The organism is Haemophilus sp. 27098_8_127 (assembly GCF_041433495.1).
In the GTDB taxonomy this organism is placed as follows: Bacteria; Pseudomonadota; Gammaproteobacteria; order Enterobacterales; family Pasteurellaceae; genus Haemophilus_D.
Window position 1 is genome coordinate 210,901 of record NZ_JAPWBP010000003.1, and the last position, 26,540, is coordinate 237,440.

Here is a 26,540-nt window from a genome sequence, read left to right on the forward strand (position 1 = left end):
AGTTAAATTTTAAAACTGTTTAATCGATTGGTAGCTTTCACCATGCCTTCTTTGAAAAGCAATTCAATGCAATCGGTGGCTTCGTCTAACGCTTTATCGAGCGCTTCTCTTTCTGCAGGCGCGGGTTTGTTAAGCACAAAACCTGAAACTAAATCACGGTGTCCAGGATGACCAATACCAATGCGTAAACGATAGAAATTGTTGCTGTTACCAAGCTGAGCTACGATATCTTTTAAACCATTGTGTCCGCCATGTCCGCCACCTTGTTTTAATTTCACGGTGCCCGGCGGTAAATCTAATTCATCGTGTAGCACTAAAATTTCTTCTGGTTTGATGCGATAAAAATTAGCAAGTGCCCCTACGGCTTTTCCGCTTAAATTCATAAACGTCGTTGGCACTAAAAAACGGATTTCTTTGCCATTAATTAGTGTTTTTCCTACGTAACCGAAGAATTTATTTTCTGCATTAAGCGAAACATTAAAGCGACGAGCTAAACGCTCAATCAGCCATTCACCTGCATTGTGGCGGGTTTCCGCATATTTATCGCCAGGGTTTCCCAGCCCCACGATGAGTTTAATTTCAGACATAGTTTTCCGCTTGAATAAAAATAGTGGCGTATTGTAGCGAAAAAGGGCTAATTTCTCAATCTATAAGGCTAAGACTAAAACGCCTGAGAGAATTAATAGACTTCCCATAACTAATTTCATACTTAAAGGTTCGCCTAACAATACCACGCCTAAAATAATGGCAATCACGACACTGAGTTTATCAATGGGCGCAACCCAAGAGGCGGGCGCCATTTGCAACGCACGATAATAACAAAGCCAAGATAGGCCCGTAGCAATACCAGAAAGAATTAAAAAGGTGAGTGGTTTTGCTGCGATATGTTGTGGCAGTTGCCATTCATTGCGGGCACTAATGATGCCAGCCGTGACTAGTAAAACCACAATCGTACGGATAAAGGTCGCGAGATTGCTGTTAATGCCTTCAACCCCTAATTTGCCTAAAATAGCGGTAAGTCCAGCGAAAAAGGCTGAACCAATGGCAAAAAATACCCAATTCATGATGAACTCCTGATTTTATCGTTAATATTGACCGAACTTTTCCGCTATAATAACGGAAAACTCATTAAGACAGAATAAGACATGAACCAAATTAATATTGAAATCGCCTATGCCTTACCGGATCGTTATTATTTGAAATCCTTCAAAGTGGATGAAGGCACGATGATCCAAACAGCTATTTTACAATCAGGCATTTTGCAACAGTTTACTGAGATCGATTTGCGTGAGAATAAAGTGGGGATTTATTCCCGTCCAGCCAAATTAACGGATCAATTAAAAGATGGTGAGCGTATTGAAATTTACCGTCCATTGTTAGCGGATCCTAAAGAAATTCGTCGTAAACGTGCAGCAGAACAAGCCAAAGCTGCACAAGAAAAAGCCCAACAAGAAAAACAGGAAAAGGAGTAAAAAATGACCGCACTTTCCAACCAATATTGTCTGCCTGAGGGCATTACCCCTGAAATTTTCCTGCGTGATTATTGGCAGAAAAAACCATTGATTATTCGTAATGGTTTACCTGAAATTGTCGGCCAATTCGAGCCTGACGATATTATCGAATTAGCACAAGGCGAAGAGGTGACCGCGCGTTTAGTCAAAACCTTTTCAGATGATAATTGGAAAGTGTTTTTCAGTCCCTTATCCGAAGAGGATTTTACAGATGTACCAGAGAAATGGTCAGTGCTCGTCCAAAATTTAGAGCAATGGAGTACAGAACTCGGTCAGCTTTGGAATAAATTTGGCTTTATCCCACAATGGCAACGTGATGATATTATGGTGTCCTATGCACCTAAAGGAGGTTCCGTTGGTAAACATTATGACGAATATGATGTGTTCTTGGTGCAGGGCTATGGTCATCGTCGCTGGCAGTTAGGCAAATGGTGTGATTCTTCCACAGAATTCAAACCAAATCAGCCGATCCGTATTTTCGATGATATGGGCGAATTGGTAATTGATGAAGTGATGAATCCAGGCGATATTCTTTATATTCCGGCTCGTATGTCACATTATGGTGTGGCAGAAGATGATTGTTTGACCTTTTCTTTTGGCTTGCGTTACCCGAATTTAGCTGACATTTTTGATAACGTGAATAAAGCGTTTTGTCATCAGGATCCTGAATTGAATTTAAGCGAATTCCAATTACCGTTACGCTTAACGCAATCAGAGCAGAGCACGGGCAAATTGGCAGATGAAAATATCCAGGCAATGAAAAAACAATTCTTAGCGAAATTGGCGGAGTCTGAAGCCTTTGATACATTATTCAAACAAGCAGTAGCAGGCACAGTGAGTTCACGTCGTTATGAAATGTTGGTATCCGATGAAATGTCCGATCCTGACGAAGTGCGGTCAATTTTAGAAGAGGAACAAGGTGTATTAATGCAGGACAATAACTGCAAATTAATTTACACCGAAAATCCGCTCCGCATTTATGCGAATGGCGAATGGTTGGATGAAGTGAATGTTATTGAAGCAGAAGTGTTGAAACGTCTTTCCGATGGTGAAGCGCTAGATTGGGCATTCTTAAATAATTTAGTGAATGATACAGAAGATCCTGAAAGTACAATGGAATTATTGCTCGATTCGATTTGTAACTGGTTAGATGACGGTTGGGTGTTGATTGAATAATGTCTGAAAACATTTACTCCGTTTCCCAGCTTAACAGCGCCGCTCGCCAAATGTTAGAAGGGAATTTTTCACAGATTTGGCTTACAGGGGAGATTTCTAATTTCACCCAACCAGTGTCAGGACACTGGTATTTGACGCTAAAAGATGAAAATGCCCAAGTCCGCGGTGCCATGTTCCGCATGAAAAATTTGCGGGTGGGATTTCGTCCGCAAAATGGTATGCAAGTCTTGGTGCGGGCAAATGTCAGTTTATATGAGCCTCGTGGTGATTATCAGCTGATTATTGAATCCATGCACCCTGCTGGTGAGGGATTGTTGCAACAGCAATTTGAAGCGCTAAAAATGAAATTGGCGGCTGAAGGGTTGTTTGCACAAAACTTGAAGAAAAGCTTGCCGGACTTTGCTAAAGCGGTGGGCATTATTACCTCTTCGACTGGCGCTGCTTTACAAGATATTCTGCATATTTTGGCTCGCCGAGATCCCAGTTTAAAAGTGGTGATTTACCCAACGGCAGTACAAGGCAAAGAAGCAACGGCTGAAATCGTCCAAATGATTGAACTCGCCAATGCTCGTCAAGAAGTGGATGTATTGATCGTCGGTCGAGGTGGTGGTTCCTTAGAAGATCTTTGGTGCTTTAATGAAGAAGAAGTGGCACGTGCGATTTTCCGTTCTAATTTACCGATTATTAGTGCGGTCGGTCACGAAATGGATGTCACCATAGCAGATTTTGTGGCTGATTTACGAGCACCAACCCCCTCTGCTGCTGCGGAGTTAGTGAGTCGCAATCAGCAGGAATTACTTCAACAGTTAGCTTATAAACAACAGCGTTTGGAGATGGCGTTGGATCGTATTTTTAGTCATCAACAACAACGTTTACAACAGTTACATTTACGCCTGCAAAACCAACATCCGCAAAATCAATTGTTGATGCAGAAAGCCCGAACAGAGCAATTACATCATCGTTTAGTCTTGGCAATGCAACGTCAAATGGATAAAACGCAGCAAAAATTGACCGCACTTTCAGCACGCTTAAAACAAAATCCGTTGCCTTATCGATTGCAAAAACAATCACAGTATTTAACCCAGTTACAAGTGCGGTTAAATTTAGGGGCGAATCGTCAAGTCACGGAACGTCAAAATAAATTAGCGACATTGTGTGGTAAGTTAGATGGATTAAGCCCATTGAAAGTGTTAGCGCGAGGATATTCCATTGCAGAGGATGATAAAGGACATGCTATTATGAGTGTGAAGCAAGTCAAAACAGGCGACACCATTAAAACGAAGGTAGCAGATGGGGAGATAACCAGCCGCGTTTGTTAATTTAAATAAATTTTTAATGTAAACCTATGATGAATAAGAAATCATCATAGGTTTTCTTTTTTTGTGACCGGCTTCAAAGTTTCGACAAAAAAATAGAGGGTTCAGTTTTTTTTATTTTTTTATGGGAGTATTATGCGACCTCGATACTAGGAGAGTAATGATGTCACAAATTCAACAGTTTAGTCAGCATGATATAGAAGTTCTTAATGAAGAAACTGTTTATAAAGGTTTTTTTACACTTAAGAAAGTACAGTTTAAACATAAGCTTTTTGCCGGTGGCGAAAGTGGCGTTGTGACACGTGAATTATTGGTCAAAGGTGCTGCTTCTGCAGTGATTGCTTACGATCCGGAAAAAGATGCAGTGGTTTTAGTTGAGCAAGTACGTATTGGTGCATATCAACCTGAATCAGCTCGTTCCCCTTGGTTATTAGAATTGATCGCCGGGATGGTAGAAGAGGGTGAACAACCTGAAGAAGTCGCTTTGCGTGAAAGTGAAGAGGAAGCAGGCGTATCCGTTCAAGATCTCACACATTGTGTAAGCGTGTGGGATAGCCCGGGGGGTGTCGTCGAACGTATTCATTTGTTTGTCGGACGAGTTGATAGCTCGCAAGCCAAGGGACTTCATGGTTTAGCTGAAGAGAATGAAGACATTCGTGTTCATGTGGTGAAACGTGAGCAAGCCTATCAATGGATGTGTGAAGGCAAAATTGATAATGGCATTGCAGTAATGGGCTTGCAATGGCTTCAATTAAATTACGCCCAATTGCAGCAACGCTGGCAATAGGAGTCCCATGAACAATAGATTTGAATACGAACCCGCGAGTGAAATTGTTAAATTATTACAAATTACCGATCCTCATTTGTTTAAAGATACAAGCAAAGACTTATTAGGTATCAACACGCACGAAAGTTTTTCTCAGGTGTTAAAAGAAATTCAGTCTGAGTCTTTTGACTATGATATCGTGCTTGCAACGGGGGATTTGGTACAAGATAGTAGTGACGAAGGCTATTTACGATTTGTTGAAATGGTTAAACCGTTAAATAAATGGGTATTTTGGCTTCCGGGTAACCATGATTTCCAACCTAAAATGGTCGAACATTTAAGCCAATCGCCTATTAATGCGTCAAAACATTTACTTCTAGGTAAACACTGGCAAGTGATTTTGTTAGATAGCCAAGTATCCGGTGTGCCTCATGGTGAATTAAGTGCTTACCAATTAGATTGGTTAAAAACAAAATTAGCAGAAAATCCAGCGCGTCATAGCTTAGTCGTATTGCATCATCATTTATTACCAACGAATTCAGCATGGCTTGATCAGCATAACTTGCGTAATGCGCATAGCTTCTCAGCCGTTCTTGCTCAATTCAACAATGTAAAAGGGATTTTATACGGGCATATTCATCAACAGGTTGATGGTTATTGGCAGGGGTATCAAACCATGGCAACGCCAGCGACTTGTATTCAATTTAAGCCAGATAGCAATCATTTTGCGTTAGATACCTTACAACCAGGTTGGCGTGAAATTGAGCTACACCCAGATGGACGAATTGAAACGAGAGTAAAACGAATCAAACAAAAAACATTCCTACCCAATATGGAAGAAGAAGGATACTAAACAAAGTGCGGTTAAAATTTAGATGATTTTAACCGCACTTTTTCTATACCGAAATAGGTAAAAGTCCATTTTACACTAGCCAGAATTCCCACAAATCTGTACAATAGCCGACCGATTTTATCTTTTTACTAATCTTTATTTTTTAAGCAATATGACGCAAAAATTACATATTAAAACATGGGGCTGTCAGATGAATGAGTATGATTCATCGAAAATGGCCGATCTTCTCTTAAATACACATGGTTTGGAATTGACAGATATTCCAGAAGAAGCAGATGTGTTACTTCTTAACACCTGTTCTATCCGTGAAAAAGCACAAGAAAAAGTGTTCCATCAGTTAGGTCGTTGGAAAGAATTAAAAAAACAAAATCCAAACCTAGTCATCGGTGTGGGCGGTTGTGTGGCTTCACAAGAAGGTGAACATATTCGTCATCGTGCACCTTACGTGGATATCGTATTTGGTCCGCAAACTTTACATCGCTTACCAGAAATGATTAATCAAATTCGTGGCGGTAAAAGTTCGGTGGTGGATGTCAGTTTCCCTGAAATTGAGAAATTTGACCGCTTACCAGAGCCTCGCGCAGAAGGTCCAACTGCATTTGTGTCTATTATGGAAGGCTGTAATAAATATTGTACTTACTGCGTGGTGCCTTATACCCGTGGTGAAGAAGTCAGCCGTCCTGTTGATGATGTGTTATTTGAAATTGCACAGTTGGCTGATCAAGGTGTACGTGAAATCAATTTATTAGGCCAAAATGTAAATGCGTATCGTGGTCCGACATTTGATGGCGGTATCTGTACATTTGCGGAATTATTGCGTTTAGTGGCGTCTATTGACGGTATCGATCGCTTACGTTTTACCACCAGTCACCCAATCGAATTTACTGACGATATTATTGACGTGTATCGCGATACACCTGAATTAGTGGACTTCGTACACTTGCCGGTACAAGCTGGTTCTGACCGTATTTTAACCATGATGAAACGTGGTCATACTGCGTTAGAATATAAATCGATCATTCGTAAATTACGTGCGGTGCGTCCAAATATTCAAATCAGCTCAGATTTCATTGTTGGCTTCCCGGGTGAAACCAATGAAGAGTTTGAACAAACAATGAATCTCATCGCGCAAGTTAACTTTGATATGAGCTTCAGCTTTATCTATTCCGCGCGCCCAGGCACACCTGCAGCTGATATGCCAGATGATGTCACTGAAGAAGAGAAAAAACAACGTCTCTATCTTTTACAAGAGCGTATCAACCAACAAGCGGCACAATATAGCCGTCGTATGCTTGGCACAGAGCAACGTGTATTGGTAGAAGGGCCATCTAAGAAAGATATTATGGAATTAACAGGACGTACTGAAAACAACCGTATTGTGAATTTCCAAGGCTCACCAGATATGATCGGTAAGTTTGTCGATATCAAGATTACCGATGTTTATACTAACTCTCTACGTGGTGAAGTGGTGCGTACTGAAGATCAAATGGGATTACGTATTGCACAATCTCCACAAGAAGTGATGAACCGTACTCGTAAAGAAGATGAATTAGGTGTAGGACGTTATCACGGATAATCGTTTAAAGTGAATATGAATAAGTAACCGTACGAAAGTGCGGTTATTTTTTTTATGTGTTTTTTTAGAAAAGAGAGTGGGAAAGTCTTTATCTTAAATTTTAGGTATAAAAAAACACCCGTTAAGGTGCTGATTTAAAGTGGTGGGTCGTGAAGGATTCGAACCTTCGACCAACGGATTAAAAGTCCGCTGCTCTACCGACTGAGCTAACGACCCACTGGTATGATTTTGAAATGGTGCCCGAAGCCAGACTTGAACTGGCACGCCTCGAAAGGCGAGGGATTTTAAATCCCTTGTGTCTACCGATTCCACCACTCGGGCAAATTGGAGCGGGAAACGAGGCTCGAACTCGCGACCCCGACCTTGGCAAGGTCGTGCTCTACCAACTGAGCTATTCCCGCATTTGCTTGTTGCCAAACAACGGGGCGTATTTTACGGATTTATCTTATTGTGTCAAATAAAATTCGTAAAAAATTTTTTTGATTGGTTAAAAATAATTCAAAAACAAAAGGTGCGATTAAAATAACCGCACCTTTTATTTAAAATTTAGCCAATTCTATAATTCAATGTTATCTAACAAGCTGCCTTTAGCTGCTTTCAAGTATTGGAGCATTGACCACACTGTTAAAATCGCCGCCAAGTAGAGTAGTATGATTGCCAATGTTTCCATATAAACGTTATATCGCCAGAGTAATCCACCTAAAGCTAGCATTTGAGAGGTTGTCTTCACTTTTCCCAACCATGAAACGGCCACTTTATTACGTTCACCCAATTCAGCCATCCATTCACGTAAAGCAGAGATAATAATTTCACGTGAAATCATAATAATAGCAGGGATAGTAATCCAGAAAGAATGTTGATATTCCACGATTAACACAAGGGCAGTAATCACCATCACTTTATCAGCTACAGGATCAAGGAAAGCACCGAAGCGAGTTGTTTGTTTTAATTTTCGAGCAAGATAGCCATCAAACCAGTCAGTGACACCAGCTATAAAGAAAATAAGAGTGGTAATAAAAGGCGCTGAAGGGATAGGGAGATAAAACGCCAAAACGAAGAATGGGATTAAAATCACTCGGAGAATCGTCAGGAAAATGGGAACATTATATTTCATAAAAATAACCGCACTTTGGTTAAAGATACGTTCATTTTAAAGGATCTACAAAAATAAAAAAAGCCACTTAATGTGGCTTTTTCTTAAAATTAAAGTTTGTCAGCGTTTTGTTTCAAGTATTTAGCAACACCTTCTGGGCTGTCTTTCATACCTTCTTTGCCTTTTTCCCATTGAGCAGGGCAAACTTCACCGTGTTCTTCGTGGAATTGTAACGCATCTACCATACGTAACATTTCATCGATGTTACGACCTAATGGTAAGTCGTTTACGATTTGGTGACGAACAACGCCGTTTTTGTCGATTAAGAATGAAGCACGTAATGCCACACCTTCTTCTGGGTGTTCGATACCGTATGCTTTAGCGATTTCGTGTTTAACGTCAGCTGCTAATGCATATTTAACTGCACCGATACCGCCGTTTTCAGTTGGGGTATTACGCCATGCATTGTGAGTGAATTCTGAGTCGATAGATACACCAACAACTTCAACACCACGTTTTTTGAATTCTTCATAACGGTGGTCGAATGCGATTAATTCAGATGGGCAAACGAAAGTAAAGTCTAATGGGTAGAAGAATAATACCGCAGCTTTACCATTAACGTGTTTTTTGAAATTGAAGTTGTTAACGATTTCACCATTGCCTAAAACTGCAGAGGAAGTAAAATCTGGAGCTTGACGAGTTACTAATACCATAGTCATAATTCCTATATAAATGTTAATAAAAATTTTGCTAACGCAAAAACTCGGTTAGTATTCTAAAAAAATTAACCACACTTTAACAGCTGTTTTTATCTATTGAATTAATTAATATTGTCTAAGTTACAGGTGAAATATATGTCAGAACATCATACTTTATCAACGACACTGGTTCATGCCGGACGTAAAAAACGTTTTACCCAAGGGGCGGTAAACCCAGTGGTCCAACGTGCCTCTTCTTTAGTGTTTGACACTATTGCTGATAAAAAACATTGTACAAAAAATCGTTACAAGGGAGAGCTTTTCTATGGACGTCGTGGCACGTTAACACACTTTGCACTTCAAGATTTAATGTGTGAAATGGAAGGGGGGGCTGGTTGTTACCTTTATCCTTGTGGTGCCGCAGCGGTAACCAATGCTATTTTATCCTTTGTAGAAACGGGCGATCACGTTTTAATGACAGGTGCTGCTTATGAGCCAACACAAGATTTTTGCAATGTGATTTTGAAAAAAATGCATATTGATACGACCTATTATGATCCCATGATAGGCACGGAGATTGCGAAACTTGTGCAGCCAAACACGAAAGTCTTATTTTTAGAGTCACCAAGTTCTTTAACAATGGAGGTGCCAGATATTCCTGCGATTGTTAAAGCGGTTCGAGCCGTAAGTCCTGAAATCGTCATTATGATCGATAATACATGGGCAGGAGGCGTACTATTCAAAGCGTTAGAACACGGTATTGATATTTCTATTCAAGCTGGGACCAAATATTTAGTGGGGCATTCTGATATTATGATCGGTACCGCAGTGGCTAATGCGCGTACTTGGGATAAATTGCGCGAACATTCCTATTTAATGGGACAAATGGTCGATGCGGATTCTGCTTATACGACAGCACGCGGTATTCGTACCTTAGGTGTGCGATTAAAACAACATCATGAAAGTAGTTTAAAAGTCGCCAAATGGTTAAGTGAACAACCACAAGTGAAAGCAGTTTATCATCCAGCGTTACCAAGCTGTCCAGGTCATGAAAACTTTAAACGTGATTTTACTGGTGCAAGCGGTTTATTTTCTTTTGAATTACATAAACGTTTAAACGATGAAGAGCTTTCTGCCTTTATGGATCATTTTGATCTTTTCACAATGGCTTATTCTTGGGGTGGGTTTGAATCGCTCATTTTATGTAATCAACCAGAAGAAATTGCGAAAATTCGTCCGAGTATTGAGCGCAAATTAACAGGTTCATTAATTCGTCTGCATATTGGATTTGAAGACACGGATGAATTAATTGCCGATCTTCAAGAAGGCTTTGACCGAATCAAATAAGAAAGAGGGCTGTTTATGTAAACAGCCCTTATTTACTCAATCTTTGAGTTGATTTATCATAGTCAGCATTTTTAGCAACTAGAGAAGAACAATGAAACATATTCATATTTTAGGCATCTGCGGGACCTTTATGGGTGGTGTTGCGATGATTGCCAAACAAATGGGTTATAAAGTAACGGGCTCCGATACCAATGTTTACCCGCCAATGAGCACTTTTTTACAAGAGCAGGGTATTGAAATTATTCCTAATTATGATGTGGCTCAACTTAAGCCTGCACCCGATATGGTGATTGTTGGCAATGCCATGAAACGTGGTAATCCTTGTGTGGAATATGTTTTGGATAATGCGTTGCCTTATACATCTGGCCCGCAATGGTTACACGACCATTTGTTGCGTAATCGTTGGGTATTGGCGGTTTCAGGTACACATGGTAAAACCACAACAACGGGCATGTTGACTTGGATTTTAGAACAAAATGGATTAAAACCCGGTTTTCTAATCGGTGGTATTGCGGGGAATTTTGGTACATCTGCTCGTTTAGGGGAAAGCGAGTTCTTCGTGATTGAAGCAGATGAATATGATACGGCGTTCTTTGATAAACGTTCTAAATTTGTACATTACAATCCGAAAACCTTGATCATTAATAACATTAGCTTCGATCATGCTGACATCTTCGATGATCTTCACGCGATCCAGCGTCAATTCCATCATATGATCCGCACCATTCCTTCTACAGGACGCGTTCTTTCTTTTGCAGATGAACAGAGCGTGAAAGAAACCCTCAATATGGGATGTTGGTCAGAACAGCAATTTATCGGTAAAGATAAAGAATGGTTTGCGGAACGTATTACCAATGATTGCTCTGAATTTGCTGTATTCCATCATGGTCAAAAAGTCGCTGAAGTGAAATGGAATATTGTTGGGCAGCACAATATGCACAATGCTTTAATGGCGATTGCGGCGGCTTACCATGCCGGTGTGAAAATTGAAGATGCATGTCATGCATTAGGTAGCTTTATCAATGCAAAACGTCGTTTAGAAGTGAAGGGTGAAGTAAACGGGATTACGGTTTATGATGACTTTGCTCATCACCCAGAAGCCATTTTGGCAACACTTACTGCGTTGCGTGACAAAGTTGGCGGTGGCGTACGTATTCTTGCCGTATTAGAGCCTCGTTCAAACACCATGAAAATGGGTGTGCATAAAGATGAAATTGCCCCAGCACTAGGACGTGCCGATGCCGTATTTATGTTACAACCAGATAATATTCCATGGGACATCGCTGAAATTGCGGGACAATGTGTGCAACCTGCACATTACACAGGAAATGTTGATAAATTAGTCGATATGATTGTGGCAGAAGCAAAACCAACGGATCATATTCTTGTGATGTCAAACGGTAGCTTTGGCGGCATTCATCAAAAGATTTTAGATCGATTAAAATAATCTCAATGTTAAGTGCGGTCAAAAATGAGAGTGTTTTTGACCGCACTTTTTATTATCAAAATAAGGAAATTACATGGCTGATCCACATATTCAATCTCCAATGGATGTTTGGGATAAACTCACTGTCATTATTTATCGCACAGGCTTTGTCATTGCGGCATTTAGCATCTTGGCTTTAACTTGGTATCCTCAACAGGCTCAAATTGCCGTGTTGATTGCGGCAACTTGTTGTGCATCATCCCTTCATATTTATTTAAAGCATTTTCGTTTAACATTCCAATTTGCCACGTGGCTTGCACTTTTATGTGCGCTTTTAGATTGGCATGAATTAGCGTTAGGTGGTGCCTTGGTAACACTTGGCGGTTTATGTTTTAAAGAATACTTCTGTTTTAGAGTACCGCTATTAAATTTACAACCTGCATTTGTCGCCGCACTTTGGTTTACTTGGGTATTTGAAGGGGGTTGGATTGCCCGAATTTTATCGTTGATCGTTGGGGGATTATTATTAATTCTTGCGGTTCAAAAATGGCGAATGCCATTGCACTTTGATATTGGCGATAAAACAAAGTATCAAATCTAATAAGATTGATAGATAAAGGCATAATGTTTCACGACATGTGCCTTTTTATTTCGATTCAATTTTATCTTTATCTAAAAACGAAAAAAGCACCGAAATTTCGGTGCTTTGTAATTTGGTTGCGGGGGCCGGATTTGAACCGACGGCCTTCGGGTTATGAGCCCGACGAGCTACCAAGCTGCTCCACCCCGCGTCTGATGGCGCGTAATATACTCGTTTCAAAAATTATTGCAAGATTTAAACTGAATTTGACTTTCCGTTTGTTAAGAAAATAAACAATGTGAATATTAATTAATCATTTTATGAAATAGTGCTAGTCCTAAAAGGGAATTTTTGATAGCGTATGCAACTTTGTATTAGTTAGTTTAATTTAGGAAAATAAGAATGAAATTTCGTCAAAATCTCGCCGTAAAAATTCTTTCTGTGATGGCGGCTGTTTCAGTACTTGCATCATGTGGATCGGCCCCAAGTAAAGTCTCTTCAAAAAATAATTCTAGCTTGCCGCGTACTGCGACAGGCGACGATCCACAAAAATTCGGAGCAAAGTATAGTGGACGTACTTATCAACAAGCTATTTTAAGTCCCGTAGCTTCCGTGGAGAATAAAAGTGCGGTCGTTAACCAAGGTGACTTTTTAACACAGTTGACGAATGTTCGTGATTATTCAAATTCATTAACAAATCGCTTTGCGGCGAATTATGGCAAAATTACTAACTGGGTGCTTGCTGGAGCAAATGTAAATGAATTAGCACAATACGGCATTAATCCTCAGATTATGAAAGGTTTTGATGGTTATCAAAACGTGTTGATGACAGGTTATTATTCGCCAGTGATTCATGCACGCCGTACTGCACAAGGTCAATATCAACATCCAATTTATGCGATGCCAAGCTATAAACGTTATAGCCGTGCAGAAATTTATAATGGTGCACTGGCTGGACAAGGCTTAGAGCTCGCTTACAGTGATTCAATGATGGATAACTTCCTATTAGGCGTGCAGGGGAGTGGCTATGTTGATTACGGTGATGGCAATTTAAATTATTTAGCCTATGCTGGCCAAAATGGCTATAAATATCAAGCGGTTGGTCGTTTGTTAGTTGAAGATGGTGAAATTCCAAAAGAAAAAATGTCTATTCAAGCGATTCGTGAATGGGGGAAAGCAAACCCATCTCGAGTACGAGAATTGTTAGAACGTAACCCATCTTATGTTTTCTTTAAAAACGATCCGACAGGTAAAGTGAAGGGTTCTGCTGGTGTGCCTTTAGTGCCAATGGCTGCTGTTGCTTCTGATCGCAATGTGATTCCTTCTGGAACTGTATTATTGGTTGAAGTACCTGATATTGATAATGAGGGTAACTGGATGGGCACACACAAATTACACTTAATGGTGGCGCTTGATGTGGGTGGTGCAGTTAATGGTCACCACTTTGACTTATACCGTGGTATTGGCGATCAAGCGGGTCATATTGCGGGGTTATCAAAACACTATGGACGAGTTTGGGTACTACAATAATGGCTCTAGTCGATAACTACGAACAACGTTTTGGCGGCATTGGCCGCCTTTACACACCAGAAGGCTTGGCGCGTTTGCGTCAGGTTCATGTGTGCGTCATAGGTATTGGCGGCGTAGGTTCGTGGGTGGTGGAAGCATTGGCGCGAAGCGGTGTAGGGCAGATCACTATGATTGATATGGATGATATTTGTGTCACCAATATTAATCGTCAACTTCCTGCATTAAGCGGCAATATTGGCAAGCTTAAAACGGAAGTGATGGCCGAGCGCGTTAAGCTGATTAATCCCGAATGTGTGGTGAATATTATTGATGATTTCATCTCACCGGATAATCAAGCGGAATACTTAAATCGTGGTTATGATTATGTGATTGATGCCATTGATAGCGTGAAAACCAAAGCCGCGATGATTGCCTATTGCAAACGTAATAAAATCAAGATTATTACAATTGGTGGCGCAGGTGGTCAGACTGATCCTTCGAAAATTCAAATTGCTGATTTAAGTAAAACGATTCAAGATCCATTATTGGCAAAAGTGCGGTCAGTTTTACGTAAGGATTTCAATTTTACTCAAAATCCACAACGTAAGTTTGCAGTTGATGCAGTGTTTTCCAGCCAGCCTCTGATTTTCCCTAAAATGGGCGAAGGCTGTGAAGTCTCAGCCACCATGAATTGTGCAAATGGCTTTGGTGCAGCAACTATGATAACCGCAACCTTTGGCTTTTTTGCCGTTTCTAGGGTAATCGATAAGTTATTAAAATAAAGAAATGAAGCAACGTGAAAACGTTGCTTTTTCTTTATGAATGAAAGTATTTAACAAGATGAAGAAATATCACTTCATTTTTTTATTTGGAACGTTGCAATTTTATCAAAAAGGCGTAGTCTATGTTGGCTTTGAGAATAATTCCCAATGAAAGTAAGGAAACAAACATGAAACAAGTATTAAAAATGAGTGCAATTTCTACCGCACTTTTAACCCTTCCAATGATGGCAAATGCTGATGTATTGGCCTCCGTGAAACCGCTCGGTTTTATTACATCGTCTATTGCAAACGGTGTGACGGATACACAGGTTTTAGTACCAGCAGGTGCTTCTCCACATGATTACAGCTTAAAACTTTCAGATGTGCAAAAAGTGAAATCGGCAGATTTAGTGCTTTGGGTTGGTGAAGATATTGACGCTTTCTTAGAAAAACCGATTAGCCAAATTGATAGCAAAAAAATCATCAATATTTCTGAGATTCCAGAAATTAAACCGCTTTTAAGCAAGGTCCATCATGAACATTATCATGAAGGCGATGAAGATGAGCACGGGCATGATCATAAGCATGGACACGATCATAAGCACGAGCATGGCCATGACCATGAGCATCACCACCACGATGTAGATGAAAATGGGTTAAGCGTGAACTGGCACTTATGGTATTCACCAGCCATCAGCCAAATTGTGGCACAAAAAGTGGCGGATAAATTAACGGAACAATATCCGGATAAAAAAGAGCTCATCGCGAAAAACTTAGCCGATTTTAACCGCACTTTGACCGAGCAAAGCGATAAGATCAAAGCGCAATTAGCCCCACTCAAAGATAAAGGCTTCTTTGTATTCCATGATGCTTATAGCTATTTCAATGATGCGTATGGTTTAAATCAAACCGGTTATTTCACCATTAATCCATTAGTGGCACCGGGTGCAAAAACCATTGCCCACATCAAAGAAGAGATTGAAGAACACCATGTAAATTGTCTTTTTGCTGAACCTCAATTCACACCAAAAGTGATTGACTCTCTTGCACAAAGTACAAAAGTTAATGTCGGTCGTTTAGATCCTATTGGCGATAACGTACAGCTTGGCCCAAATTCCTATGCGAATTTCCTTCAAGCCACCGCTGATAGCTATGCTCAATGTTTAAGTAAATAATCTAATTTGCTTCTATCTTAAAAACAGCCTTTAAGGCTGTTTTTTTATTGTCCCCATCTAAATCGCCCGAATGATTTTCAATTTTTAAGAAATTTTCGCTTGTTTGAGCGAAGCGAGTTCGAGAATTTCTGTAAAGAAAATTGAAAAAGAATGAGGATTAGCGATTTAATTGGGGTGTGTTTTCTTTTGCCTACTTTGCTTTGCACAAGCAAAGAAAAGTAGGTCGCCTTAGGCGAAATCCTAGTAAAAACTATGCTATAATCCGCCCAATTTTTCCCTATCGAGAAAACGCATGAAACAATTATTTGCCACAACTGCCCGTGGTTTTGAAGAACTCTTAAAAGTCGAACTGGCTGAGCTTGGTGCAACGGAATGTAAAATCGCACAAGGCGGCGTACATTTTCAGGCTGATGATGAAACACTTTATCGCAGCTTATTATGGTCACGTTTGTCTTCGCGTATTTTGTTACCGATTGTAAATGGAAAGGTATATAGTGATTTAGACTTGTATTCAATTGTGACAGGGCAGGATTGGTTAAGTTATTTTGATGAGAAAGCCACATTTTTTGTTGATTTCAATGGGACAAACCAAGAAATTCGTCACACCCAATTTGGTGCGATGCGAGTGAAAGATGCCATTGTGGATTATTTTGAACGCCAAGGGAAAGCGCGTCCAAATGTGGATAAAGACTATCCAGATGTGCGAATTCATGCTTATTTAAATAAAGAAGAACTCGTCGTTTCACTCGATTTAAGTGGCGAAGCATTGCATTTACGTGGCTATCGTGAAGATACAGGCCAAGCGCCTTTACGTGAAACCTTAGCCGCTGCGATAGTGCTTCGTTCAGGTTGGAAAAAAGGGACACCATTAGTGGATCCAATGTGCGGTTCGGGTACTTTGTTAATCGAAGCTGCACAAATGGAAGCACAAATTGCACCGCAATTACATCGTTTACATTGGGGCTTTGATTGCTGGAAAGGGCATAATCAAGATGCTTGGGATGAGGTGAAAGCAGAAGCGGTACAGCAAGCTGAAGCTTATTTTAATCAAAATCTAAAACCGCATTTTTATGGCTTCGATCTCGATCATCGCGTTCTGAAAAAAGCGCAAAAGAACGCACAAAATGCAGGTGTAGCACACTTAATTCACTGGAAACAAGGTGATGTCGCCGCATTAAAAAATCCAAGTCCAGATGAAGTGGGAACAGTGATTTGTAACCCACCTTACGGTGAGCGTTTAGGTACAACGCCTGCTTTGATTGCACTATATTCAGTCTTTGGGCAACGTCTTAAAAATGAATTTGGTGGTTGGAATGCGTCGATTTTCAGTAGTGAATCTACGTTGCTTGATTGTTTGCGTATGCGTTCACATCGTCAATTTAAAGCAAAAAACGGTCCGTTAGATTGTGTTCAGAAGAATTATCAAATTTCAGAACGTAAAGAAAGTGTGGCTGAAAATCCGCTTGAATTTGACCGCACTTCAACGGTAGCGGTGGATTTTGCGAATCGTTTGCAGAAAAATATCAAGAAAATTGAAAAATGGGCGAAGCAGCAAGGTCTTGATGCGTATCGTTTATATGATGCCGATTTACCGGAATATAACGTGGCAGTGGATCGTTATGGTGATCATATTGTGGTGCAAGAGTATGCCGCACCCAAAAATATTGATGAAAATAAAGCGCGTCAACGTTTATTAGATGCAGTGACTGCAACCTTGCAAGTCACTGGTATTGAAACCAATAAACTGATTTTGAAAGTGCGTCAAAAACAAAAAGGTACGAATCAATATGAAAAATTGGCCAATAAAGGCGAATATTTCTATGTGAATGAATACGGCGCTCAGCTTTGGGTGAATTTGACGGATTACTTGGATACAGGATTATTTTTAGATCATCGCTTAACCCGTAAAATGCTTGGCGAAATGGCAAAAGGCAAAGATTTCCTCAATCTTTTTGCTTATACCGGTTCCGCAACAGTGCATACGGCATTAGGCGGGGCAAAATCGACGACGACCGTGGATATGTCTAACACCTATTTAAACTGGGCAGAACAAAACCTGATTTTAAATGATATTGAAGGCAAGCAGCACAAGCTCATACAAGCAGATTGTTTGCAGTGGTTAGAGAAATGTGATCGCCAGTTTGATTTAATTTTCGTGGATCCGCCAACATTCTCGAATTCTAAACGTATGGAAGATAGTTGGGATGTACAACGTGATCACATCAAATTGATGCGTAATCTTAAACGTATTTTACGCTCTAACGGCACCATCGTGTTCTCGAACAATAAACGTGGTTTTAAAATGGATTTTGAGGCGTTAGATGAATTGGGATTAAGTGCGGTCGAAATTTCAGCTAAAACCTTACCGCTTGATTTTGAGCGTAATAAACAAATCCATAATTGCTGGTTTGTGACAATGAAAGCTTAAAAAAAAGCCCGATAATGATTTATCGGGCTTTTTTATTATTCAACTTCTTTTTGTTTCTCTGTTTCTGAATCATCATGAAGAAGGATTTCAACCACTGCTTCGTCATTGGTGTCATCTTCTTTTTCTAAGATCTCAGCCGTTTCTTCATTGAGTGCTTCAGCATCAGAATGTGGTTTAACGAAAGGTTTTGGCATCCAATATTTTCGGATGATGTCTGTAGAAAAACCATGTAAAACTTCTTCATTCAATCGTTCTTGATCTAAGTAACGAACTTCAGCAATGACCTCATCAGCTTCAATTTTATTGATACCTAATTGCATTAGTGTTGCACGACTGAGCGTCAATGCAGATTCAAAGGTTTCACGCACGATAAAGTCTACATCTTGCTTAATAAGACTCACGGTTGTTTGGCGGTCATAAGTTCGCGCCAAAATTGGGAGTTTCGGATAAGCATCTTTCAAATTCTGAACGATGTTTTCAATACGTTGTGTATCGTTAATCCCGATGACAACACATTTGGCTTTTTCGATACCCGCTGCACGTAAAACATCAAGGCGAACACCGTCACCGTAATAAACTTTAAAACCGAATTTCGCTGCCGCACGGATGTTTTCGATGTTACGGTCAATCACCGAGACGTTAATGCCACGAACCAGAAGCGATTGACACACGATTTGGCTGAAACGACCAAAACCAATCACGAGCACGCTATCTTCTAAATCCACAATTGGATCAAGATCGCTAGTATCGACTTTTTCCTCTTGATTCGCTGATTTGCGTTGGTTAATTTTACGCATCAATAAACCAATCAATGGGGAGAATAGCATCGAAATAATGACAGCTGCAGTAAAAGTCGCATTTTGATCTTTTGTCATCACGCCTGCAGTCGTCGCAGCAGAGAAGAGTACGAATGCAAATTCACCACCGTGCGCCATAATGGTCATTCGCCCAACTGATTCGGTGCGGTCTAGTTTTGTAATACGTGCCACGGTATAAACGGCTAAGGCTTTGCCGACGATGTAAAGGCATACAATACCTAACAACCAAACCGCATCATTGAAGACTAAACTGAGGTCAAGCGACATTCCCACGCCCATAAAGAAGAGACCGAGCAATAAACCACGGAATGGTTCAATATCGGCTTCTAATTGGTGGCGGAATGCGGATTCTGAAAGCATTACACCCGCAACGAATGCGCCCATCGCCATTGAAAGGCCACTCGCTTCCATGGCTAATGCAGCACCTAACACCACAAGTAAGGCGGCAGCTGTCATCATTTCGCGAATATGAGCTTTGGAAATCAAACGGAAAATTGGGTTCATTAACCATTTACCCGCAACCACTAAACCGACAACGGCACCGAGTGCAATAGCAATAGATGTCCAGTTTGTGTGATGTTCAATATGTTTGGTTTCAGGCGTTAAAAAGGCAATAGAAGCCAATAATGGCACAATGGATAAATCTTCAAAAATTAAGGTAGAAATAACGCGTTGGCCTTTTGGTGTATTCGTAATCCCGCGTTCTTCTAATACCTGCATAACAATAGCGGTGGAAGAAAGGGTAAAGCCCATACCCGCAATAAATGCGACCTCTTTAGGAAGATTTAAAATATAGATACCAGCAAAGGTAAGCAGAACACCACATAGCCCGACTTGTAAAAGACCTCGCCCGAAAATAGCTTTTCGCATTGCCCATAATCGTTCGGGGTGCATTTCTAAGCCGATAATAAATAAGAACATGACTACGCCGAGTTCTGCCATATGTAGCACTGATTCCGCATCTTTAATAAAACTAAATACGGAAGGTCCAATTAAACAGCCTGCCACTAAATAACCCAACACGCTACCTAAGCCAATACGCTTAAAAAGTGGCACGATAGTGACACTGGTAGCAAGCAGGACAACAGTTTTAATTAATTCAGGGCTGACGACATTCGACATAGGGCAAAAAACCTTAGTAAAAACAGGGAGTATGAGAAGAAAGTTGAGTTGTATTCTAGCCTTTTTTCACTAAATAAAAAACACAGAAAAGCAAGAAATTGGTATAATTTACAAAAACTTTACACGCATAAAAGTGGTCAGTTTTTTATTCACAAGCTCACTCGTTCGCTTGTTCACCCCTTGTGGGGCCGTTGGCAAAGCCAACGTTGAAAAACCTACGTTTTTTTTGACCGCACTTTAGAGGTATTATGACATTACAATTCAATATGGTCGCGTTGTTATTGGTTTTCTTAATTGTTTTAGGTTTAATTAGCCAAAATAGCGCGATTACCATCTCAGCCGCTGTGCTATTAATTATGCAGCAAACCTTATTATCCAAATACATTCCTATACTCGAACAATACGGTGTCAAAATCGGGATCATCATTTTAACGATTGGTGTGCTTGCACCGTTAGTGTCGGGAAAAATTCAGCTTCCAGATTTAAGTTCATTTTTAAACTGGAAAATGGGTGTTTCTATTTTAACCGGGGTATTCGTCGCATGGCTTGCGGGGAAAGGGGTGCCATTAATGAGTGAACAACCTGTTTTGGTGACAGGATTATTAATTGGTACGATTATTGGTGTGTCTTTCTTAGGCGGTATTCCAGTGGGACCTTTAATCGCCGCAGGGATTTTAGCTGTATTAATAGGAAAATTTTAAATGAAAAACAAATGGTTATTTATCGCGGGATTGAGCGGTTTTTTGTGTGTGACAATTGGTGCTTTTGCGGCACATGGATTAAGCAAGGTTTTAGAACCTAAAGAGTTAGCCTGGATTGAAACGGGTGTGAAATATCAAATGTTCCACACCATTGCGATTTTAGCGATTGGCATTTTGCAATTATGCCGTGAATCATTGGTTGCAAACAAAATAGTTAATCTTGCTGCAGGGACTTGGGTGTACGGTATTCTGCTCTTTAGCGGTAGCCTTTATGCGCTTGCGCTTGGTGCGGGCAAATTTCTCGTTTGGGTGACACCGATTGGAGGCACGCTCTTTTTAATTGGTTGGCTTTGCTTGGCTTACGGTGGTTTTAAAAGTAAATCAGTATGAAGAACAAATCAGTCAAACGTGAATTAAATCCGATACAACAATCTCTCTTTTCGAAACTCAAGGATATTATGCTGGTGGATCAACGTCGTTTATCCGCCCGCATTCATGGTATTGGAAAAATTAAAAGCCAAGAGGCTCAGCAAGCCGTTGCCGCAGAAATCCAGATGCAGATTGAACAGGCTCAATTGCGTGTAGAAAATCGTAAAAGTGTGGTCAAAAATCCGATTGTTTTTCCAGAGAGTTTGCCCGTTAGCCAACGCAAAGCCGAAATTCAAAAACTGCTTTCTGAGCATCAGGTCATCGTGGTGGCAGGGGAAACAGGTTCAGGTAAAACCACTCAATTGCCGAAAATGTGTTTGGAATTAGGTTTCGGCAATTTAGGCATGATTGGTCATACTCAACCACGCCGTATTGCTGCTCGTTCGGTGGCGGCGCGTATTGCGGAAGAACTGGAAACGGAGCTTGGCGATTTAGTTGGTTATAAGGTTCGTTTTAACGATCAAATCAGTGATGATACGCAAATCAAGTTGATGACTGACGGGATCCTGTTAGCAGAAATTCAAAGCGATCGTTTCCTTAATCAATATTCTTGTCTGATTATCGATGAAGCCCACGAACGAAGCCTGAACAACGATTTTATTCTCGGTTACCTGAAACAGCTTTTACCACGTCGTCGTGATTTAAAACTTATCATCACATCCGCGACTATTGATGTGGAACGTTTTTCTAAACACTTTAACAATGCTCCGATTATTGAAGTCTCGGGCAGAACCTATCCTGTTGAAGTGCGTTATCGTCCCGTAGTGGAAGAAGACGATCAAGATCAGCTACAAGGCATTCTCAATGCGGTGGATGAACTGCAAGCAGAAGGTCGGGGCGATATCTTGATCTTTATGAACGGTGAGCGTGAAATTCGCGATACTGCCGAAGCTTTACAAAAACAAAATCTAAAACACACGGAAATTCTACCGCTTTTTGCTCGCTTGTCTGCGCAAGAACAGAATAAAATTTTCCATCCGAGCGGATTAAATCGCATCGTGTTGGCGACCAACGTCGCAGAAACCTCATTGACCGTGCCAGGCATTAAATATGTGATTGACCCAGGTACAGCGCGAATTTCCCGTTATAGCTATCGCACCAAAGTACAACGTTTACCGATTGAACCTATTTCACAGGCATCTGCTAATCAGCGTAAAGGTCGTTGTGGTCGTGTGAGCGAAGGGATTTGTATTCGTTTATATTCGGAAGAGGATTTTAATTCTCGTCCGGAGTTTACCGATCCTGAAATCCTGCGCACCAATTTAGCCTCCGTTATTTTGCAAATGACCGCATTGGGTTTGGATGATATTGAAGCTTTCCCGTTTGTTGATGCGCCAGATAAACGCCATATTCAAGATGGCGTGAAGCTATTGGAAGAATTAGGTGCATTTGAAATTGTTCGCACAAAAATGGGCGAGAGACGCCAACTTACTGCAGCAGGTCGTCAATTATCGCAACTTCCAGTAGATCCACGTTTAGCGAAAATGTTGTTGAGTGCTGTTTCACAAGATGCGTTGCATGAAGTGATGATTATTGTCGCTGCATTGTCTATTCAAGATCCGCGTGAACGCCCACAAGAAAAACAGCAAGCTTCTGATGAAAAACATCGTCGTTTTGCCGATAAAAAATCAGATTTCTTAGCTTTCCTCAATCTTTGGCGTTATCTACAAGAACAACAAAAAGAATTGAGTAAAAACCAATTCCGTCGTCAGTGCCAAAAGGATTTCTTAAATTATTTACGTATTCGCGAATGGCAGGATATTTATCATCAAATTCGTTTAACCGTGCGTGAAATGGGCTTGTCGATTAATTCTGAAAAAGCAGAATATCAGCAAATTCATACCGCACTTTTAAGTGGTTTGCTTTCTCATATTGGTTTAAAAGAAGCGGAGAAACAACAATATCTTGGCGCACGCAATGCCCATTTTGCGATTTTCCCCAATTCTGTACTTTTCAAAAAACAACCAAAATGGGTGATTGCCGCAGAGTTAGTGGAAACCTCCAAACTTTGGGGGCGTATGGTAGCGGAAATCGAGCCAGAATGGATTGAGCCACTTGCCGAGCATTTAATAAAAAAATCCTATTCCGAACCGCGTTGGTCGAAATCTCGTGGCGCCGTGATTGCCGATGAAAAAGTCACGCTTTATGGCGTGCCGATTGTAGCTGCGCGACCAGTGAATTATGGCTCTATCGATCCAACGGTGAGCCGTGAGATCTTTATTCAATCTGCCTTAGTGGAAGGGGATTGGAATACCAAACATAAATTCTTCAAAGAAAATCAACGACTCGTTCAAGAAGTAGAAGAGTTGGAACACAAAAGCCGCCGACGCGATATTTTGGTGGACGACCGTACGCTTTTTGAATTTTACGATCAGCGTATTGGCACAGAAGTGGTCTCTCAAAAACATTTTGATACGTGGTGGAAAAAGGCGCAGCAAAAAGATCCTGAATTGCTTAATTTTGAACGTTCATTCTTGATTAATGATGATGCGGAACAAGTGAGCAAGCTGGATTTCCCGAATTTCTGGCATCAAGGTAATTTGAAACTCAAACTGACGTATCAATTTGAACCAGGTACCGATGCGGACGGGGTGACCGTGCATATTCCGTTGCCGTTGCTCAATCAAGTGGAAATGACGGGCTTTGATTGGCAAATTCCAGGCTTGCGTGAAGAATTGGTGATTGCGCTGGTTAAATCGCTGCCGAAATCTTATCGCCGTAATTTTGTGCCTGCACCTAATTATGCTCAAGCTTTTTTAAGTCGAGCCGTGCCGTTGGAAAAACCATTATTGGATACGCTGATTTATGAATTGCGTCGTATGACGGGCGTCACTGTAGAAGCGGAACATTGGAATTGGGAACAAATTCCAAGCCATCTGAAAATGACTTTCCGTGTAGTGGATGAAAACGGCAAGAAAATTGCGGAATCCATGAATTTGGATGAGCTGAAATTCAACTTAAAAGATCGTGTTCAGGAAAGTATTTCTGCTGTAGCAGATGATGGCATTGAGCAAAGTGGATTGCATATTTGGAGCTTTGCAGAGCTACCACAATGTTATGAACAAAAACAACGCGGTTTCAGCGTCAAAGCCTTCCCGGCCATTGTAGATGAAAAAGATGCGGTAGGTATTAAGCTATTTGAAACAGAGTTTGAGCAAGCAGTGGCAATGCAACAAGGTTTGCGCCGCTTGTTGCTACTCAATGTGCCGTCACCGATTAAATACCTGCATGAAAAATTGCCGAATAAAGCCAAATTGGGGCTGTATTTTACCCCGTTCGGTCGCGTGTTGGATTTGATTGATGACTGTATCGCTTGTGCCGTGGATAAACTGATTGCCGATTTTGGCGGGTTTGTATGGGATGAAGCAGGCTTTGAAAAATTGCGTGATTTCGTCCGAGAAAACCTTAACGAAGTGACCGTGGATATTGCGCAGAAAGTGGAGCAAATTCTCTCCCTTAACCATGCCTTGAACCAACGTTTAAAAGGCAAAATGGATTTCACGATGGCCTTTGCCTTTTCTGATATTAAGGCGCAGTTAAGCGGACTGATTTATCCAGGCTTTGTGCAAAAGAGTGGTTATGATCGCCTACCGGATTTACAGCGCTATTTGCAAGCCATTGATAAACGTATCGATAAACTGGCTCAAGATGTGAATCGCGATCGTGCAGCAATGCTACGCGTGGAACAAGTACAACAGGCTTACCAACAATTGCTTGCTAAACTGCCGAAATCTAAACCAATTTCTGATGAAATTGCGGAAATTCGCTATATGATTGAGGAATTGCGTGTGAGTTTATTTGCGCAGCAATTAGGCACGAAGTATCAGGTATCGGATAAGCGGATTTTGAATTTGATTTCAGTTGTTTAGTTTTATTAGTTCATAACAAATATAAGGACAAATATTATGGAAACTTTAGAATTATTAAATAGCCTATATGAATTAGTTAAAAATGATACTAACAGTAACTTAGACTGGTTGGTTAGCCATTCAATAAAACAGATAAAATCATTATCGGATGAAAAAGATGAGTTATGTAAGTTTTATAAAGAGAAAAAAATTATACCCAAACTAAAAAAGATTTTAAAAAGTATTGAAGAAAATAATGGGGTAGATATTTCTAAAAATTATAATGATTTCATAGAAGTTTTTTCTATGATTGGATCCTTATATTTTACATATATACCTCAGATGCCTTTGATAGAAGAATTTGAGAAGAAAGTAAATGATAAAATTTTGAAATTTGAAGACTCTTTTTCTAAAAAAGATAAAGATTTTTCAGATAAACTTACATCATTACAAACATTATTGGGGAGTAGTCAAGCAAATGCTACTCAAATAGAAGGGGTTAAAAATAATGTTATATCTTTAGAAGCAAGGATTTCATCTATTCAATCTGAGTATGAAATATATAAAAATAAATATATTGAAGTGGAGCATGAATATGAAGAATTTCTTTCAAGTATTAATGCTGATAAGAATAGATTAGATAATTCAATAATTGAACTTGATAAATTGAAGAAAAGTAAAAAAGATGAATTGAATGTTCTTATTGAAGAGTTAGATGATGAAAAAGAAAAAATTAAAGATATCTTAGGGGATGCAAATAGAGCTAGTATGGCTCAATCTTTCTTAGCAAGAAAAGAAGAATTAAATACTCCAATTAAAAATTCTGCTTTGTGGCGTAATATTGGCTTATTAGCTATGTCAATTATAATCCTTATTATTTTAGCTTCAGAATGGAAGCAGAATTCATTTGATTATTTCCGATTTTTTTCACGATTACCTGTTGTGATGCCACTATTATGGTTGGTTTGGTCTAATTCTCAGAGAAATAATCATTTGGTTAGAGTTCAAGAAGAATATGCTTATAAAGCAGCTGTAGCTATTGCATTTGAGGGGTATCAACGTAAAGTTGATGAAATAAATGATGTTGATTTGAAAAAGTTACTATTAGAATTATCTGTAACAAATATGGGAAATAATCCTGTGAACTTGTTTGATAAAAATACAAAGAATTCACCTTTTGAAATAGACAAATTGATTGAAAAATTTTTAAATAGAAATAGTGAAAAATAATAAAAATCCTCCAGGATAGCGCGCATCTTCTGAGGCGTGCCAGCGTAATCACAGTTACTCAAAAAGTGCGGTCATTTTTTAAAACGTTTTTAACTTTAAAAAACACCTCCCTAACTGACCGCACTTTCTCCCAAAAATCTTTTTGTGATCTACCTCAAATTTTCGTATTGAACTGAT

The 26,540-nt window shown here is 40.1% G+C and carries 22 protein-coding genes, 4 tRNA genes and 1 pseudogene; 18 read left to right on the forward strand and 9 right to left on the reverse strand.

What is annotated here, in order from left to right:
- Positions 1–2 precede the first annotated feature (2 nt).
- Positions 3–587, reverse strand: coding sequence for an aminoacyl-tRNA hydrolase (gene pth, locus O3746_RS05385; protein ID WP_371447996.1), 585 nt, complete (start codon positions 585–587; stop codon positions 3–5).
- Between the two features lie 60 nt (positions 588–647).
- Positions 648–1,064, reverse strand: coding sequence for an EamA family transporter (locus O3746_RS05390; RefSeq protein ID WP_049371539.1), 417 nt, complete (start codon positions 1,062–1,064; stop codon positions 648–650).
- 81 nt (positions 1,065–1,145) lie between these two features.
- Here O3746_RS05390 and O3746_RS05395 point away from each other — a divergent pair, with 81 nt between their 5' ends.
- The 6 genes from O3746_RS05395 (at position 1,146) to miaB (ending at position 7,198) form a co-directional block, all read left to right on the forward strand.
- Complete coding sequence (locus tag O3746_RS05395; protein WP_371447999.1) at positions 1,146–1,472, forward strand: RnfH family protein; 327 nt, start codon at positions 1,146–1,148, stop codon at positions 1,470–1,472.
- Between the two features lie 3 nt (positions 1,473–1,475).
- Positions 1,476–2,687, forward strand: a complete 1,212-nt coding sequence (locus tag O3746_RS05400) for a JmjC domain-containing protein (RefSeq protein ID WP_371448001.1) — start codon at positions 1,476–1,478, stop codon at positions 2,685–2,687.
- Positions 2,687–4,006: an exodeoxyribonuclease VII large subunit gene (gene xseA, locus O3746_RS05405; protein ID WP_371448003.1), complete on the forward strand. Its 1,320-nt coding sequence runs from the start codon at positions 2,687–2,689 to the stop codon at positions 4,004–4,006. The genes O3746_RS05400 and xseA overlap by 1 nt, the downstream gene beginning before the upstream one ends.
- 160 nt (positions 4,007–4,166) lie before the next feature.
- Entirely contained in the window at positions 4,167–4,790 is a 624-nt protein-coding gene (nudF, locus tag O3746_RS05410; protein WP_111386926.1) for an ADP-ribose diphosphatase, read from the forward strand.
- A 7-nt stretch (positions 4,791–4,797) separates the two neighbouring features.
- Positions 4,798–5,622: a 3',5'-cyclic-AMP phosphodiesterase gene (gene cpdA, locus O3746_RS05415; protein ID WP_371448005.1), complete on the forward strand. Its 825-nt coding sequence runs from the start codon at positions 4,798–4,800 to the stop codon at positions 5,620–5,622.
- 151 nt (positions 5,623–5,773) lie between these two features.
- Positions 5,774–7,198, forward strand: a complete 1,425-nt coding sequence (gene miaB / locus O3746_RS05420; RefSeq protein ID WP_049371534.1) for a tRNA (N6-isopentenyl adenosine(37)-C2)-methylthiotransferase MiaB — start codon at positions 5,774–5,776, stop codon at positions 7,196–7,198.
- A gap of 140 nt (positions 7,199–7,338) precedes the next feature.
- Here the strand turns inward: miaB and O3746_RS05425 are convergent.
- From O3746_RS05425 to O3746_RS05445, 5 genes are all read right to left on the reverse strand, one after another.
- Positions 7,339–7,414, reverse strand: a tRNA-Lys gene (locus O3746_RS05425).
- An 18-nt stretch (positions 7,415–7,432) separates the two neighbouring features.
- Positions 7,433–7,519 (reverse strand) — tRNA-Leu (locus O3746_RS05430).
- 4 nt (positions 7,520–7,523) lie between these two features.
- A tRNA-Gly gene (locus O3746_RS05435) sits at positions 7,524–7,599 on the reverse strand.
- A 155-nt stretch (positions 7,600–7,754) separates the two neighbouring features.
- A complete protein-coding gene (gene pgsA, locus O3746_RS05440; protein WP_070775771.1) occupies positions 7,755–8,312 on the reverse strand; it encodes a CDP-diacylglycerol--glycerol-3-phosphate 3-phosphatidyltransferase in 558 nt (185 codons plus the stop codon).
- A gap of 89 nt (positions 8,313–8,401) precedes the next feature.
- Positions 8,402–9,004 (reverse strand): peroxiredoxin C, encoded by a 603-nt coding sequence (locus tag O3746_RS05445; protein ID WP_049370140.1) that lies wholly within the window; start codon positions 9,002–9,004, stop codon positions 8,402–8,404.
- A 141-nt stretch (positions 9,005–9,145) separates the two neighbouring features.
- Here O3746_RS05445 and metC point away from each other — a divergent pair, with 141 nt between their 5' ends.
- The 3 genes from metC to O3746_RS05460 all read left to right on the forward strand — a co-directional run bounded on the left by metC (position 9,146) and on the right by O3746_RS05460 (position 12,363).
- Positions 9,146–10,336, forward strand: coding sequence for a cystathionine beta-lyase (gene metC / locus O3746_RS05450; RefSeq protein ID WP_070775772.1), 1,191 nt, complete (start codon positions 9,146–9,148; stop codon positions 10,334–10,336).
- 91 nt (positions 10,337–10,427) lie between these two features.
- Positions 10,428–11,783: a UDP-N-acetylmuramate:L-alanyl-gamma-D-glutamyl-meso-diaminopimelate ligase gene (gene mpl / locus O3746_RS05455; protein ID WP_371448008.1), complete on the forward strand. Its 1,356-nt coding sequence runs from the start codon at positions 10,428–10,430 to the stop codon at positions 11,781–11,783.
- Positions 11,784–11,856: 73 nt separating this feature from the next.
- On the forward strand, positions 11,857–12,363 hold the full coding sequence (locus tag O3746_RS05460) for a DUF2301 domain-containing membrane protein (RefSeq protein WP_371448010.1): 507 nt from the start codon (positions 11,857–11,859) through the stop codon (positions 12,361–12,363).
- 113 nt (positions 12,364–12,476) lie between these two features.
- On the opposite strand, the gene O3746_RS05465 is transcribed toward O3746_RS05460, so the two are convergent.
- A tRNA-Met gene (locus O3746_RS05465) sits at positions 12,477–12,553 on the reverse strand.
- Between the two features lie 191 nt (positions 12,554–12,744).
- Between O3746_RS05465 and mltA the strand changes: the two genes are divergently transcribed.
- The 4 genes from mltA (at position 12,745) to rlmKL (ending at position 18,215) form a co-directional block, all read left to right on the forward strand.
- Positions 12,745–13,872 (forward strand): murein transglycosylase A, encoded by a 1,128-nt coding sequence (mltA, locus tag O3746_RS05470; protein ID WP_197553440.1) that lies wholly within the window; start codon positions 12,745–12,747, stop codon positions 13,870–13,872.
- Positions 13,872–14,633 carry a tRNA cyclic N6-threonylcarbamoyladenosine(37) synthase TcdA gene (gene tcdA / locus O3746_RS05475; RefSeq protein WP_371448013.1) on the forward strand — a complete coding sequence of 254 codons (762 nt, stop codon included), beginning with the start codon at positions 13,872–13,874 and terminating at the stop codon, positions 14,631–14,633. The genes mltA and tcdA overlap by 1 nt, the downstream gene beginning before the upstream one ends.
- A gap of 167 nt (positions 14,634–14,800) precedes the next feature.
- Entirely contained in the window at positions 14,801–15,787 is a 987-nt protein-coding gene (znuA, locus tag O3746_RS05480) for a zinc ABC transporter substrate-binding protein ZnuA (protein WP_371448015.1), read from the forward strand.
- 292 nt (positions 15,788–16,079) lie between these two features.
- The gene (gene rlmKL / locus O3746_RS05485; protein ID WP_371448017.1) at positions 16,080–18,215 is read left to right on the forward strand and encodes a bifunctional 23S rRNA (guanine(2069)-N(7))-methyltransferase RlmK/23S rRNA (guanine(2445)-N(2))-methyltransferase RlmL; all 2,136 of its coding nucleotides are present in this window, start codon (positions 16,080–16,082) and stop codon (positions 18,213–18,215) included.
- A 35-nt stretch (positions 18,216–18,250) separates the two neighbouring features.
- Here the strand turns inward: rlmKL and O3746_RS05490 are convergent, their stop codons facing one another.
- The gene (locus tag O3746_RS05490; RefSeq protein ID WP_197560329.1) at positions 18,251–20,155 is read right to left on the reverse strand and encodes a monovalent cation:proton antiporter-2 (CPA2) family protein; all 1,905 of its coding nucleotides are present in this window, start codon (positions 20,153–20,155) and stop codon (positions 18,251–18,253) included.
- A 127-nt stretch (positions 20,156–20,282) separates the two neighbouring features.
- Between O3746_RS05490 and O3746_RS05495 the strand changes: the two are divergent.
- The 5 genes and pseudogenes from O3746_RS05495 to O3746_RS05515 form a co-directional block, all read left to right on the forward strand.
- Positions 20,283–20,393, forward strand: a pseudogene (locus O3746_RS05495) (divergent polysaccharide deacetylase family protein); the annotation flags it as partial.
- Between the two features lie 10 nt (positions 20,394–20,403).
- Positions 20,404–20,856 (forward strand): DUF441 domain-containing protein, encoded by a 453-nt coding sequence (locus O3746_RS05500; protein ID WP_065243362.1) that lies wholly within the window; start codon positions 20,404–20,406, stop codon positions 20,854–20,856.
- Positions 20,857–21,246 carry a DUF423 domain-containing protein gene (locus O3746_RS05505; protein ID WP_128787532.1) on the forward strand — a complete coding sequence of 130 codons (390 nt, stop codon included), beginning with the start codon at positions 20,857–20,859 and terminating at the stop codon, positions 21,244–21,246.
- Positions 21,243–25,154: an ATP-dependent RNA helicase HrpA gene (hrpA, locus tag O3746_RS05510; RefSeq protein ID WP_371448021.1), complete on the forward strand. Its 3,912-nt coding sequence runs from the start codon at positions 21,243–21,245 to the stop codon at positions 25,152–25,154. Before O3746_RS05505 ends, hrpA begins: the two co-directional genes overlap by 4 nt.
- Positions 25,155–25,190: 36 nt before the next feature.
- Positions 25,191–26,363 (forward strand): hypothetical protein, encoded by a 1,173-nt coding sequence (locus O3746_RS05515; protein WP_371448023.1) that lies wholly within the window; start codon positions 25,191–25,193, stop codon positions 26,361–26,363.
- Positions 26,364–26,540: the final 177 nt, after the last annotated feature.

Bases quoted from the DNA above. Each gene is read 5' to 3' on its own strand.
- O3746_RS05445 (WP_049370140.1), bottom strand. From the start codon at position 9,004: ATGGTATTAGTAACTCGTCAAGCTCCAGATTTTACTTCCTCTGCAGTT.
- tcdA (WP_371448013.1), top strand. From the start codon at position 13,872: ATGGCTCTAGTCGATAACTACGAACAACGTTTTGGCGGCATTGGCCGC.
- xseA (WP_371448003.1), top strand. From the start codon at position 2,687: ATGTCTGAAAACATTTACTCCGTTTCCCAGCTTAACAGCGCCGCTCGC.
- O3746_RS05460 (WP_371448010.1), top strand. From the start codon at position 11,857: ATGGCTGATCCACATATTCAATCTCCAATGGATGTTTGGGATAAACTC.
- cpdA (WP_371448005.1), top strand. From the start codon at position 4,798: ATGAACAATAGATTTGAATACGAACCCGCGAGTGAAATTGTTAAATTA.
- mpl (WP_371448008.1), top strand. From the start codon at position 10,428: ATGAAACATATTCATATTTTAGGCATCTGCGGGACCTTTATGGGTGGT.
- O3746_RS05400 (WP_371448001.1), top strand. From the start codon at position 1,476: ATGACCGCACTTTCCAACCAATATTGTCTGCCTGAGGGCATTACCCCT.
- mltA (WP_197553440.1), top strand. From the start codon at position 12,745: ATGAAATTTCGTCAAAATCTCGCCGTAAAAATTCTTTCTGTGATGGCG.
- miaB (WP_049371534.1), top strand. From the start codon at position 5,774: ATGACGCAAAAATTACATATTAAAACATGGGGCTGTCAGATGAATGAG.
- pth (WP_371447996.1), bottom strand. From the start codon at position 587: ATGTCTGAAATTAAACTCATCGTGGGGCTGGGAAACCCTGGCGATAAA.
- O3746_RS05515 (WP_371448023.1), top strand. From the start codon at position 25,191: ATGGAAACTTTAGAATTATTAAATAGCCTATATGAATTAGTTAAAAAT.
- O3746_RS05490 (WP_197560329.1), bottom strand. From the start codon at position 20,155: ATGTCGAATGTCGTCAGCCCTGAATTAATTAAAACTGTTGTCCTGCTT.
- O3746_RS05390 (WP_049371539.1), bottom strand. From the start codon at position 1,064: ATGAATTGGGTATTTTTTGCCATTGGTTCAGCCTTTTTCGCTGGACTT.
- O3746_RS05505 (WP_128787532.1), top strand. From the start codon at position 20,857: ATGAAAAACAAATGGTTATTTATCGCGGGATTGAGCGGTTTTTTGTGT.
- O3746_RS05500 (WP_065243362.1), top strand. From the start codon at position 20,404: ATGACATTACAATTCAATATGGTCGCGTTGTTATTGGTTTTCTTAATT.
- nudF (WP_111386926.1), top strand. From the start codon at position 4,167: ATGTCACAAATTCAACAGTTTAGTCAGCATGATATAGAAGTTCTTAAT.
- metC (WP_070775772.1), top strand. From the start codon at position 9,146: ATGTCAGAACATCATACTTTATCAACGACACTGGTTCATGCCGGACGT.
- rlmKL (WP_371448017.1), top strand. From the start codon at position 16,080: ATGAAACAATTATTTGCCACAACTGCCCGTGGTTTTGAAGAACTCTTA.
- hrpA (WP_371448021.1), top strand. From the start codon at position 21,243: ATGAAGAACAAATCAGTCAAACGTGAATTAAATCCGATACAACAATCT.
- znuA (WP_371448015.1), top strand. From the start codon at position 14,801: ATGAAACAAGTATTAAAAATGAGTGCAATTTCTACCGCACTTTTAACC.
- O3746_RS05395 (WP_371447999.1), top strand. From the start codon at position 1,146: ATGAACCAAATTAATATTGAAATCGCCTATGCCTTACCGGATCGTTAT.
- pgsA (WP_070775771.1), bottom strand. From the start codon at position 8,312: ATGAAATATAATGTTCCCATTTTCCTGACGATTCTCCGAGTGATTTTA.